This is a genomic window from Melaminivora sp. (assembly GCF_032059615.1).
Taxonomy (GTDB): Bacteria; Pseudomonadota; Gammaproteobacteria; order Burkholderiales; family Burkholderiaceae_C; genus Melaminivora.
Window position 1 is genome coordinate 120,520 of sequence record NZ_DAMCAM010000001.1, and the last position, 11,861, is coordinate 132,380.

General features: G+C 69.0%; 13 protein-coding genes and 2 pseudogenes. 6 read left to right on the forward strand and 9 right to left on the reverse strand.

Annotated features, from left to right (window positions below):
- From RT051_RS00530 to RT051_RS00545, 4 genes are read right to left on the reverse strand one after another with little or no spacing between them, the layout of a single operon-like run.
- Entirely contained in the window at nt 1-1,188 is a 1,188-nt protein-coding gene (locus RT051_RS00530) for a VWA domain-containing protein (RefSeq protein WP_313069835.1), read from the reverse strand.
- A gap of 18 nt (nt 1,189-1,206) precedes the next feature.
- On the reverse strand, nt 1,207-1,809 hold the full coding sequence (locus RT051_RS00535; RefSeq protein ID WP_313069838.1) for a GNAT family protein: 603 nt from the start codon (nt 1,807-1,809) through the stop codon (nt 1,207-1,209).
- 13 nt (nt 1,810-1,822) lie between these two features.
- Nucleotides 1,823-2,050 (reverse strand): hypothetical protein, encoded by a 228-nt coding sequence (locus RT051_RS00540; RefSeq protein WP_313069840.1) that lies wholly within the window; start codon nt 2,048-2,050, stop codon nt 1,823-1,825.
- 19 nt (nt 2,051-2,069) lie between these two features.
- On the reverse strand, nt 2,070-2,924 hold the full coding sequence (locus RT051_RS00545) for a MoxR family ATPase (RefSeq protein WP_313069843.1): 855 nt from the start codon (nt 2,922-2,924) through the stop codon (nt 2,070-2,072).
- 121 nt (nt 2,925-3,045) lie between these two features.
- Between RT051_RS00545 and RT051_RS00550 the strand changes: the two genes are divergently transcribed.
- A complete protein-coding gene (locus RT051_RS00550) occupies nt 3,046-3,699 on the forward strand; it encodes a c-type cytochrome (RefSeq protein ID WP_313069845.1) in 654 nt (217 codons plus the stop codon).
- Between the two features lie 57 nt (nt 3,700-3,756).
- Here RT051_RS00550 and RT051_RS00555 read toward each other — a convergent pair whose 3' ends face one another.
- Nucleotides 3,757-4,191, reverse strand: a complete 435-nt coding sequence (locus tag RT051_RS00555) for a DUF1841 family protein (RefSeq protein ID WP_313069848.1) — start codon at nt 4,189-4,191, stop codon at nt 3,757-3,759.
- A gap of 103 nt (nt 4,192-4,294) precedes the next feature.
- Complete coding sequence (gene kefC, locus RT051_RS00560; protein WP_313069851.1) at nt 4,295-6,160, reverse strand: glutathione-regulated potassium-efflux system protein KefC; 1,866 nt, start codon at nt 6,158-6,160, stop codon at nt 4,295-4,297.
- 251 nt (nt 6,161-6,411) lie between these two features.
- On the opposite strand from kefC, the gene RT051_RS00565 reads away from it, so the two are divergent.
- Nucleotides 6,412-7,050 carry a LysE family transporter gene (locus RT051_RS00565; protein ID WP_313069853.1) on the forward strand — a complete coding sequence of 213 codons (639 nt, stop codon included), beginning with the start codon at nt 6,412-6,414 and terminating at the stop codon, nt 7,048-7,050.
- Here the strand turns inward: RT051_RS00565 and RT051_RS00570 are convergent.
- A pseudogene (locus RT051_RS00570) lies at nt 7,025-7,303 on the reverse strand (epimerase); the annotation flags it as partial. The gene RT051_RS00565 and the pseudogene RT051_RS00570 overlap by 26 nt on opposite strands.
- A gap of 82 nt (nt 7,304-7,385) precedes the next feature.
- On the opposite strand from RT051_RS00570, the gene RT051_RS00575 reads away from it, so the two are divergent.
- Nucleotides 7,386-7,856 (forward strand): MaoC family dehydratase, encoded by a 471-nt coding sequence (locus tag RT051_RS00575; protein WP_313069856.1) that lies wholly within the window; start codon nt 7,386-7,388, stop codon nt 7,854-7,856.
- Here RT051_RS00575 and RT051_RS00580 read toward each other — a convergent pair.
- Both RT051_RS00580 and RT051_RS00585 read right to left on the reverse strand, forming a co-directional pair.
- Nucleotides 7,835-8,350: a tRNA (cytidine(34)-2'-O)-methyltransferase gene (locus tag RT051_RS00580; RefSeq protein WP_313069858.1), complete on the reverse strand. Its 516-nt coding sequence runs from the start codon at nt 8,348-8,350 to the stop codon at nt 7,835-7,837. The two genes, RT051_RS00575 and RT051_RS00580, sit on opposite strands and share 22 nt — an antisense overlap.
- Before the next feature lie 79 nt (nt 8,351-8,429).
- The gene (locus RT051_RS00585; RefSeq protein WP_313069861.1) at nt 8,430-9,161 is read right to left on the reverse strand and encodes a ComF family protein; all 732 of its coding nucleotides are present in this window, start codon (nt 9,159-9,161) and stop codon (nt 8,430-8,432) included.
- Nucleotides 9,162-9,191: 30 nt separating this feature from the next.
- Here RT051_RS00585 and RT051_RS00590 point away from each other — a divergent pair, with 30 nt between their 5' ends.
- From RT051_RS00590 to RT051_RS00600, 3 genes and pseudogenes are all read left to right on the forward strand, one after another.
- Nucleotides 9,192-10,100: a biotin synthase gene (locus RT051_RS00590; protein ID WP_313069863.1), complete on the forward strand. Its 909-nt coding sequence runs from the start codon at nt 9,192-9,194 to the stop codon at nt 10,098-10,100.
- Between the two features lie 316 nt (nt 10,101-10,416).
- On the forward strand, nt 10,417-11,586 hold the full coding sequence (coxB, locus tag RT051_RS00595; RefSeq protein ID WP_313069865.1) for a cytochrome c oxidase subunit II: 1,170 nt from the start codon (nt 10,417-10,419) through the stop codon (nt 11,584-11,586).
- 37 nt (nt 11,587-11,623) lie between these two features.
- Nucleotides 11,624-11,861 (forward strand): annotated as a pseudogene (locus RT051_RS00600) (cytochrome c oxidase subunit I); the annotation flags it as partial.

An 11,861-nucleotide genomic window follows, 5' to 3' on the forward strand; every position in this document is an offset into this window, starting at 1 on the left:
TTACTTGGACAGAAGCCGCATGGCCTCTTCCAGCCCCTTGAGCGACAGCGGAAACATGCGCCCGCCCAGGAGCTGGTCGATGATGGCGATGCTCTGGCGGTACTGCCACACGCCCTGGGGCTCGGGGTTGATCCAGGCGTGGTGCGGGAAGGCGTGGGTCAGGCGCTGCAGCCACTCGGCGCCGGCCTCTTCGTTGTTGTATTCGACGCTGCCGCCGGGCTGCAGGATCTCGTAGGGGCTCATGGTCGCGTCGCCGACGAAGACCAGCTTGTAGTCTTTGTTGTACTTGCGGATGATGTCCCAGGTCGGGAACTTCTCGGCAAAGCGGCGGCGGTTGTTCTTCCACATGTAGTCATAGACGCAGTTGTGGAAGTAATAGAACTCCAGGTGCTTGAACTCGCTCTTGACCGCCGAGAACAGCTCCTCGACGCGCTGGATGTGCTCGTCCATGGTGCCGCCCACGTCCATCAGCAGCAGCAGTTTCACGTTGTTGTGCCGCTCGGGCACCATCTTGATGTCCAGCCAGCCGGCGTTGGCGGCGGTGGATCGGATGGTGTCGGGCAGGTCCAGCTCCAGGTCGCTGCCGGTGCGGGCGAACTTGCGCAGGCGGCGCAGCGCCACCTTGATGTTGCGCGTGCCCAGCTCCTGCGTGTCGTCGTAGTCGCGATACGCCCGCTGCTCCCAGACCTTGACGGCGCTCTTGTTGCGCCCGGCGCCGCCGATGCGCACCCCCTGCGGGTTGTAGCCGCCGTGGCCGAACGGGCTGGTGCCGCCCGTGCCGATCCACTTGCTGCCGCCCTCGTGGCGCTCCTTTTGCTCCTCCAGGCGCTTTTTCAGGGTTTCCATCAGCTCGTCCCAGCCCATCTTCTCGATGGCCGCTTTCTGCTCAGGGGTCAGCTCGCGTTCGAGCATCTTCCTGAGCCAGTCGGCGGGGATGTCTTTGGTGATGTCGGTCAGCAGCTCCACGCCCTTGAAATAGGCGGCAAAGGCGCGGTCGAACTTGTCAAAGTGCTTCTCGTCCTTGACGAGCGCGGTGCGCGCCAGGTGGTAGAAGTCCTCCATGCTCCAGGCGTCGTCGGAGTTCGGGCCGGCGACGCCCGCCTGCAGGGCTTCGAGCAGGGTGAGGAACTCGCGCACCGACACCGGCAGCTTGCCGGCACGCAGGGCGTAGAAAAAATCGATCAGCATGAAAACTGCCTCCAGCCCTTACCGGGCGCCGGCATATTGCTCTAGAAGATATAGCAACTGGGCACGCGCCTCGGGCCATTCGCCCGCACGCATGCTGTACATGACGGTGTCGCGGATGGTGCCGTCGCGGCGCAGCGCATGGCCGCGGATCACGCCGTCCTTCTTCGCGCCCAGGCGCTCGATGGCGCGCTGGCTGGCAAAGTTGAAGTTGTCGGTGCGCCAGCCGACCACGTGGCAGGCGAGCGGGCCGAAGGCGTGCTCCAGCAGCAGCAGCTTGGCGGCGGTGTTGACGTGGCTGCGCTGGGCGCTCCTGGCATACCAGGTGTAGCCGATCTCCACGCGCCGCACGGCCGGCAGAATGTCGTGGAAGCTGGTGCTGCCCAGCACGCGGCCGCTGGCGTCGTCGAGCACGACGAACGGAAAGCGGTTGCCGGCCTCGCGCATCGCCAGCGCCGTCTCGACGTAGGCCCGCGTCGCTTCAGGCTCGGGGACCGAGGTCACGCGCAGGCGCCACAGCTGGCCGTCGGCGGCCGCCGCGGCCAGGCCCTCCACGTGTTCCAGTGCCAGGGGCTGCAGGCGCACGCCGCGCCCCTGCAAGGTGATGGGTTGGACGAACGCCATGGTGCCTGAACCCCTAGCCCTGGCGGGCGGCACGCGCGCGCCGCCAGCGGCGCGCCAGCTGCAGGCCCAGCCCGCCGCCCAGGCCAACCAGCGCGATGCCGCCGATGCTGGCCGGGCCGTAGCCTTCGGCAAAGATGTCCAGGCCCAGCAGGCGCGACAGGCCGTAGCCCGCCAGCGCCCCGAGCACGAAGCCGACCGCATCGCTCGCGCCTTCCAGCAGGAGCCGTTGTGCTGCAGACATGGAAGCTCCCGGCCGGGTGTCAGCGGTTGCGCTGGTTCATGAAGACCAGCTTCTCGAACAGGCTCACGTCCTGTTCATTCTTCAGCAGCGCCCCGATCAGCGGCGGCACGGCGACCTTGTTGTCGCTGCTTTGCAGCGCGCTTGCCGGGATCTCCTCGGCCAGCAGCAGCTTGAGCCAGTCTATGAACTCGCTGGTCGAGGGCTTCTTTTTGAGGCCCGGCAGGTTGCGCACGTCGTAGAAGGTCTTCATCGCGGCGCTGAGCAGTTCGCTCTTGAGCGTCGGGAAGTGCACGTCGACGATCTTCTTCATCGTCTCCGCGTCGGGGAACTTGATGTAGTGGAAGAAGCAGCGGCGCAGGAAGGCGTCGGGCAGCTCCTTTTCGTTGTTGGACGTGATAAAGACCAGGGGCCGGTGCCGGGCGCGGATCAGCTCGCGCGTCTCATAGCAATAGAACTCCATGCGGTCGAGCTCGCGCAGCAGGTCGTTGGGAAACTCGATGTCGGCCTTGTCGATCTCGTCGATCAGCAGCGCCACCGGCTGCTCGGCCGTGAAGGCCTGCCACAGCACGCCGCGCACGATGTAGTTCTGGATATCGCGGGCGCGCTCCGAGCCCTCAATGTCTGCCAGCTGGCTGTCGCGCAGGCGGCTCACGGCGTCGTACTCGTACAGGCCCTGCTGCGCCTTGGTGGTGGATTTGATGTGCCACTGCAGCAGCGGCATGCCGAGGGCGCCGGCCACTTCCTCGGCCAGCAGCGTCTTGCCGGTCCCCGGCTCGCCCTTGACGAGCAGGGGGCGCTGGAGTGTGATGGCGGCGTTCACCGCCAGCATCAGGTCCTGCGTGGCGACATAGTTCTGGGAGCCTTGAAATTTCATGGAGCGGAGAAGAAAAAGAAGAAGAACGAGGGAAATCGTTGATGAAGAGGCTTGACAGGCGCTCGCTATAATCTTTTTTCACATACGCCGAGACAACCAATCTTCTGATTGTGCGCGCAAAATGAAAAACATCCTGCTTACGATTTTCAGCCTGGCTGTCGCCTGCGCGTCCGGGACGGTGCAAGCCCAGGAAGTGCGGGGCGATGCCAAGGCGGGTGCCGGCAAGATCGCCATGTGCATCGGCTGCCACGGCATCCCGGGCTACCAGGCGAGTTTCCCTGAAGTGCACAAGGTGCCCATGATCTCGGGCCAGGGCGCGGGCTATATCGCCGCCGCGTTGCATGCCTACCAAAAGGGCGAGCGCCGCCACCCCACGATGCGCAGCATCGCCGACTCGCTCACCGACCAGGACATCGCCGACGTGTCGGCCTACTACGCTGCCCAGCCGCGCCAAGCGGGCGCTCCAGCGGCGCGCGAGCCTGACGCACAGGTTGCGCAGCTGCTGCAAAAGGGTGCCTGCGTGTCCTGTCACGGCGACAATTTCTCCAAGCCTATCGACGGCTCGTACCCCAAGATCGCCGGCCAGCACGCCGACTATCTCTACGTTGCCCTCAAGTCCTACAAGGTGGACCACGGTGCCTACGTGGGGCGCAGCAACGGGGTGATGGCGGGTATCGCCAAGCAGTTCACCAACGCCGAATTGAAGAAGCTGGCCCGCTATGTCGGCTCGCTCGACGGCGAGCTGCAAGTGGTGCCGCAGTCGCGCTTCAGGTAAGCGCCCCAGACGCCAGCAAAGCCCGCGCATGCGGGCTTTCCTTTTTGGCCCTTTTCTTCAGTCCGCCGTGGCGCGCCGCTGCACGCAGGCCACGTAGCCCTCGCCATCGGGGGGGCGGCCGGCGCGCTGGGCCTCCCAGAGCATGGTGCCCAGGCATTCCATGGCCACGTGGTGGGCGTCGTGCAGCGAGCCGAGGCGGCGCGCCAGCAGCTCGACTGCCTGCCGGATGCCGCGCGGCTGGTCGATGCTGCACTGCTCGCTGATGGACAGGTGCATGGACAGGTGCAGGAAGGGGTTGGCCTGGTCGGCACCCTCGGCATAGACGCGGGCCAGCGCCGCCTCGGCGTCGGCCAGGTCGGGGTGGTACTCGGGGTGCTCGGCGGTCCACAGCCCGGCCAGGGTCTCGATGGCCTCCATCGGCTGGCCGGCCTGCTGTTTGGCGTGGGCGGCGCAAAAGAAGCGCCGCACGTCGGCTTGTGAGGGGTTGAACATGGCGGCCAGCGTAGCACGCCCCCGAAGGGCCCACGGCCTGCGTGGACTCACAATTTGATAGCTGCCAGCGCTTGACTGGCGGACGCTGGAGGCCGATTTGCCTTCAGGCCGCGGGCGGCTCGTCGTTGCCCTGCGGGGCGCTGGCGCGGGCAGCCATGCGCTCCTGGCGCTCCTTGGCCAGCTGCTCCACCAGCTGCTGGCGGCCCTGGCGGGCGACGGCCAGCATGGCCTCGCGGTCGCCCTGGTGCGCGTACATGCGCTCGGACAGGGCCATGTTGTGCGCCGTGAAACGCTCGGCGAAGGCAGCGGCCTCCTGCGCACTCTCGCCCATCAGCTCCAGCACCGTGCGCGCGCTCAGCACGCTGGCGCGAAACAGCTCGCGCTCGACGTGCTGCACGCCCAGGTCCCGCAGCGCGTGCCAGTGCGTCACGTCGCGCGCGCGGGCGACGATCTGCAAATGCGGGAAGTGCTTGCGCGCGGCCTGCACGATCTTGAGCGACTGCTCGGGCGCGTCCACCGCCACCACAAGCACGCGTGCCTGGCCGGCGCCGGCCAGGCGCAGCAGGGGCACGCGGGTGGCGTCGCCATAAAAGACGCGGTAGCCGAAGGTGTGGGCCACCTCCAGCATCTCCACGCTGTGGTCCAGCACCGTGGCCTCCAGCCCCTGGGCCAGCACCATGCGGGCGACGATCTGCCCGTAGCGGCCGAAGCCGGCAATGATGATGGGTGCGCTTTGCGGCGGCTCCGACAGGGTGCGCTCGTCCGGCACCGGCGGCATGGCCGGCGGGCCCAGGCGCGCATGGCGCAGCAGCAGCGCGCGATCCACCGCCACCAGCAAGAGCGGCGAGAGCAGCATGGACAGCGCCACCGCGCCGATCAGCAGGGAGGCCGCTTCGCCGCCGATGGCGCCGAAGCCGGCGCCGGTCTGGAAGACCACGAAGGCGAACTCGCCGCCCTGCGCCAGCACCAGCGTGAAGACGGGCTGCTCCTGGTAGGGCATGCCGCTGGCGCGCGCCAGCAGCCAGATGACCACGCCCTTGGCGGCCAGAAAGCCCAGCAGCAGCGCCAGCATGGCCCAGGGCGCGCGCGCCAGCACGCCAAAGTCGATGCTCATGCCCACGGCGATGAAGAACAGGCCCAGCAGCAGGCCCTTGAACGGCTCGATGTCGGTCTCCAGCTCGCGCCGGTACTCGCTGTCGGCCAGCAGCACGCCGGCCAGGAAGGCACCCAGCGCCATGGACAGGCCGACCCACAGCATTAGCATGGCGATGCCCACCACCAGGAACAGCGAGGTGGCGGTGAAGATCTCCGGCTGCTTGCTGCGCGCGATCCAGCGCAGCACCGGGCGCAGCAGCAGGCGCCCGCCCAGCACGATGGCGCCCACCACGGCGGCGGTGCGCAGCGCCTCCAGCCCCAGCTCGCCCGCGCCGTGCGGCTGCTGTGCGGCGGCGGCGCCCAGCAGGGGCAGCAGCGCCAGGATGGGAATCGCCGATACATCCTGGAACAGCAGAATGGAGAACGCCTTTTGCCCGCTGTCGGTGCGCATCAGGTTGCGCTCGGCCAGCACCTGCAGCGCAATCGCCGTGGACGACAGCGCCAGCCCCAGGGCCGCCACCAGCGCCACGCGCCAGGGCAGGCCCAGCGCCCAGGCGATGGCCCACAGCACCAGCGCGCAGCCGCCCATCTGCGCCAGCCCGAGGCCCAGGATGGGGCGACGCAGACTCCACAGCCGGCTGGGCTGCAGCTCCAGCCCGACCAGGAACAGCATCAGCACCACGCCGAACTCGGCGAAGTGCAGGATGTCCTGCACGTTGCTCACCAGGCCCAGGCCCCAGGGCCCGATGGCGATGCCGGCCGCCAGGTAGCCGATGATGGCGCCCAGGCCCAGGGCGCGGGCGATGGGCACGGCGATCACCGCCGCGGCCAGGTAGGTGAAGCCGTAGGTGAGCCAGACGGGGGCTTGGGCCATGGTGGGGAGAGAAGGGAAAAAGCGCGGCCGGATGGCCGGAGGAAATTGTGGCACCAGCGGACGCGGCCAAGGGCCGGCTCGGGATTTGCTATGTAATAAATAGCTGCTGGTGATTGACTGGAAAGGGCTGGAGGCTGATTTGGCTTATATATGCCAGTGGCCGGTGCGCAGCATGGCTGGGCGGCGCCCCCCCGTAAAATCGTGCCCTTCTTTTTCTCTGTTTTCCCTTTTTTCTACCGGCGGCACGCACTATGGACTGGCATACCTGGATGGCATTTTTCGCGGCGTCGTGGGTGATCGCCATCTCGCCCGGCTCGGGCGCGGTGCTGTCCATGAGCCACGGGCTGTCGTACGGCGTGCGCGGCGCCGGCGGCACCATCGTCGGGCTGGAGCTGGGGCTGCTGTTCATCCTGGTGGTGGCCGGCGCGGGCGTGGGCTCGCTGCTGATCGCCTCGGAGCTGGCCTTCAGCGTGGTCAAGGTGCTGGGTGCCTGCTATCTCATCTACCTGGGCTGGTGCCAGTGGCGCGCCGGCAGCGCTGGCACCCTGGGCGGAGACGTGACCGCCGCGCCCATGAGCCTGCGCCGGCGCGTCTTCACCGGCGCGCTGACCAACGCCACCAACCCCAAGGGCATCCTGTTCATGGTGGCCGTGCTGCCGCAGTTCATGACCGACACGCGCCCGCTGTGGCAGCAGCTGATGGTGATGGCGGTCACGTTGGTGGCGGTGGACCTGATCGTCATGAGTGGCTACGCCGCCGGCGCCAGCGCGCTGCGCCGCCTGATGCAGAGCGCCAGCGCCATGCGGGCGCAAAACCGCGTCTTCGGCTCGCTGCTGATGGCGGTGGGCGCAGGGCTGTTCTTCGTCAAGCGGGGCGGGCAGAGCGCCTGAGCGGCGCGGTGGCCGGCACGGCCGCCAGCGTCTGCCGTATGCCCTCGGCATACGAGGTCTTGCGCAGCGGCCCTATCAGCTGCGAAAGGGCCGAGTCGGCCATGAGCAGCGGCTCGCTCAGCAGGTAGTGCATCTCCACCATCTCGCGCATGAGGCGGCTGAACAGGCCCAGCAGGCGCAGCGTGCCGCGCCCGGCCACGCGCAGCTTCAGGGGGCGGCCGGTGAGGTGCTCCATTTCCTGGCATCGGCGTCTGCCAGGCGGACCTGGGGGTGGGGCGCGGGCAAGTCGCCCACTGGACACGACGCCGCCGGGCCTCTCGCTACAGTGGCCGGCCATGACAAAGACCTTCCGCAGCTATTCCGAGGTCACTGCCAGCATTGGGCAGGAAGTGGCTGTGACCGACTGGATCGAACTCACCCAGGCGCAGATCGACCTGTTCGCGCAGGCCACGGGCGACCACCAGTGGATCCACACCGACCCGGCGCGGGCGGCGGCCGGGCCGTTCGGCAGCACCATCGCGCACGGCTTTCTGACACTGTCGCTGCTGCCGCGCTTCATGGAGCAGACCTTCGATATCGAAGGCGCGCAGATGGGCGTCAACTACGGGCTCAACCGCGTGCGCTTTCCCGCGCCGGTGCCGGCGGGCAGCCGCGTGAGGGCGCGCCTGGTGCTCGCGGCGGCCGAGCCTGTCGAGCCGGGCGGCCTGCAGATGACCTGGGAGGTGACCGTGGAGCGCGAGGGCGGCGACAAGCCGGTGTGCGTGGCCGAGGCGCTGGTACGCAGCTACGGCGCCGCGGCAGCCTGAATGGCGGCGCAGGCCGCCTGCGAAGAGGGCGCGGGCAGGAAGCTGTTCTGCCGCCAGGCTTCATAGACCGTGACGGCCACGGCGTTGGACAGGTTCAGGCTGCGCTGCGACGCCAGCATGGGTAGCCGCAGCCGCTGGCCGGGGGCGAAACTCTCGCGCAGCGCCTGCGGCAGGCCGCGCGACTCGGCACCGAACACCAGCCAGTCGCCGGGCTGGAAGGCGGTGTCGTAGAAGGACTGCGCGGCGTGCGTGGTCAGGGCGAACATGCGCGAGGGGTCGGGCTCTTCCTCGCGCAGCAGCGCCGTCCAGCCGGCATGGCGACGCACGTCGGCGTACTCGTGGTAGTCGAGCCCCGCGCGGCGCAGCTGTGCGTCGTCCATGGAAAAGCCCAGCGGCTCGACCAGGTGCAGCGTGCAGCCCGTGTTGGCCGCCAGGCGGATCACATTGCCCGTGTTCGGCGGAATCTCGGGCTCGACCAGGACGATGTGGAACATGCGCGCCATTGTGCGCGTGAACCCGCGCCGCGGGCCGGGCCGTGCCCGGCCCGCGGGCGCTTTGTCGTAAACAATCGTTTCACTCCTGCTGCAAGGGTGTGCGCGCCAGCACCAGGGCGTCGACGCCGGCAGCGCCCGCCGCCCGCAGCGTCAGGGCGGCCGCGTGCAGCGTGGCGCCAGTGGTGGTCACATCGTCCACCAGCAGCGCCCGGCGACCGGTGACCGCCGCGGCGGCCAGGGGCTCGAGCATGAAGGCGCCGCGCAGGTTGGCCAGCCGCTGCCTGCGCCCGAGCGAACTCTGCGCCGGCGTATCGTGCGGCCGCAGCAGCAGCGCGGGGAGCACCGGCCCCGCCGGCGCCAGCGCGCGCGCCAGCAGCAGTGCCTGGTTGTAGCCGCGCTCGCGCAGCCGCGCGGCGCCCAGCGGGACGGGCAGCACCAGGTCGGCGCGCCCGAGTACCTCCCGCGCGCCATGCGCCTGGCGCATCAGGGCGGCCAGGGGCGCCGCCCATCCCGGATCGGCGCCGAACTTGAACTGCGCCACCACGCCAGCCCAGGGGTGGCCGTAGTCCACGGCGGCGACGCACCAGTCCAGGGGCGGCGGCTCGCGCAGGCAGGCGCCGCAGCGTGCGGCTCCCTCGATCGGGCGGGCGCAGCCCGTGCAGCGCGGCCGGCCCTGGACGAAGCGGGCGCGGCAGGCCGTGCACAGGCGCTGTGCCGGCCAGGCATGGCACAGCGCGCACTGACTGGGCACCAGGGCGGCGGTGCGTGCCAGCCAGCGCCGCGCAAAGCCCGGGCGCACGACGGAAAACATGGCTCAATATACTGGCCGCCCAGCGAAATCATGTCCGAACACCTGCCCCCCACTATCGACCCGACCGCGGCCCGGCGCTGGCACGCCCTGCTGCCGCAGCAATCCCCCTGGCTGCACGAGGAGGTGGCGCGGCGCATGAACGAGCGGCTGGCCTGGATCGTCAAGGCCCCCGGGTCCTGGTGCGACTGGGACCCGCTGCACGGCGGCCTGGAGGGCCACGCCCTGGTGGCGGCGCAGTTCCCGCAGGCAGACGTGCACGTGGCCGAGACCTCGTCCGCGCGCGGCCAGGCGCAGGTGCGCACGCAGCTGGCGCGGCCCTGGTGGAGCCCCGGCCGCTGGACGGCGGGGGCGACGCGCTTCGGCATCCCGCCCGAGGGCGGTGTGCAGATGCTGTGGGCCAACATGGCGCTGCACATGGCGCCCGAGCCGCAGGCACTCATCGGCCAGTGGCACCGCGCCCTGGCCGTGGACGGCTACCTGATGTTCTCCTGCTTCGGGCCGGACACGCTGCGCGAGCTGGCGCAGCTGTATGCGCGCGCCGGCTGGCCCGCACCCGCGCACGCCTTCACCGACATGCACGACTGGGGCGACATGCTAGTGCATGCCGGCTTCGCCGACCCGGTCATGGACATGGAGCGCATCACGCTCACCTTCCCGACCCCCGCGCGGCTGCTGGCCGAGCTGCGCGGCCTGGGGCGCAACCTGTCGGTGACGCGCTTTCCCGCGCTGCGCGGGCGTGGCTGGCATGCCGAGCTCGAGCGCCGGCTGGCAGCCGAGCTGGCCGGGCCGGGGGGCGACGCCCCGCTGGCCTTGACCTTCGAGATCGTCTACGGCCACGCCGTCAAGCCCACCCCGCGCGTGCGGGTGCAGGGGCACAGCGCCGTGCCCTTGGCGGACATGCGCGCCATGCTGCACGCAGGGCGCGAGCGGGCGCGCTGATCCGCCGCCGGGGCGCTCTGCCGTGCGCTGTCAATGACCTTGATCAATGCGCGCTACAATAATTTTCGCTAGTGGGAAGGGGGGACTGCTTCCGGTCCGATGGCTCCGGCCTGCCTCCTGCTCGGGCTAACGCGTATTGCAGCGTCGTCCGGGGCTGGGGCATGCTGGGTGCAGCGGAAGGTTGCGTTTCGCCGCACCGCTTCGTGGAGACAACGGGCCGCCAACGTCGCGTCCCGGACCGGCAAGGCCGGGCAGGGCGCGCCGCGCCCGGCCAGCCCGTGCAGGTCAACTGGAGCTTGGAAGCAAAGTGAGAACCATGAGACACATTTCCGACAAGCTGAGCTCTTCGCTGCTGGCGCTTGGCGCGTGGCTTGCCACCTCGGCCCACGCGGTGCAGGACCTGCCCGGCGGCCCCGCCGTCAACCAGCTCAACCTGGCGCCTCCGGTGACCCGCATTGCCCAGGAGCAGCACTTCCTGCACTGGATGCTGCTGGTGGTCTGCACCATCATCTTCCTGGGCGTCTTTGGGGTGATGTTCTATTCCATCTGGAACCACCGCAAGTCGCGCGGCGCCCAGGCCGCCAACTTCCACGAGTCCGTCACGGTGGAAGTCGCCTGGACCATCATCCCCTTCGTCATCATCGTCCTGATGGCGCTGCCCGCCACCAAGGTGCTGGTCGCGCAGAAGGACACCACCAACGCCGACCTGACCATCAAGGCCACCGGCTACCAGTGGAAGTGGGGTTACGACTACCTCTCCGGCGAGGGCGAGGGCCTGGGCTACATCTCCACGCTCGACAGCAGCCACCGGCAGATGTCCGACAGCGGCGACGTCTCGGGTGCCCCGGCCGACTACCTGCTCAAGGTGGACAACCCGCTGGTCGTGCCCGTGGGCAAGAAGGTGCGCGTCATCACCACCGCCAATGACGTCATCCACTCCTTCATGGTGCCGGCCTTCGGCATCAAGCAGGACGCCATCCCGGGCTTCGTGCGCGACACCTGGTTTCGCGCCGAGCGGGTGGGCGACTACTACGGCCAGTGCGCCGAGCTGTGCGGCAAGGAGCACGCCTACATGCCCATCCACGTGAAGGTGGTGTCGGCGCCCGAATACACCGCCTGGGTCGACCAGGAGCGCAAGAAGGCCGCGGCGAAGCAGGACGACCCGAACAAGGTCTGGACGCTCGAGGCCCTGCTGCCGCGCGGCGAGAAGGTCTATGCCGCCAACTGCGCGGCCTGCCACCAGGCCAACGGCAAGGGGGCCGGGCCCATCAAGCCGCTGGACGGCTCTGCCATCGTGCGCGACGAAGACCACACCAAGCAGATCCTGATCCTGCTGCACGGCGCCGCCGCAGGCGCCATGCCGTCCTGGGCGCAGCTGAGCGACACCGACCTGGCCGCCGTGGCCACCTACACCAAGAACGCCTGGAGCAACAAGACAGGCCAGATCGTGCAGCCGGCCGAAATCGTGGCCCAGCGCGGCAAGTGAACCCCCGGCAACGCCCAACGCATCGAGGAAGCAAGTCATGAGCGCAGTTCTGGACAACCACGGGCACGGCGGCGCGGGCCACGCTCACGGCGCGGACGACCACCACCACGCCTTGCCCACCGGCTGGCGCCGCTGGGTCTACGCCACCAACCACAAGGACATCGGCACGCTGTACCTGCTGTTTTCCTTCACCATGCTGATGGTCGGCGGCATTCTGGCGATGCTGATCCGCGCCGAGCTGTTCCAGCCCGGCCTGCAGCTGGTCAACCCCGAGC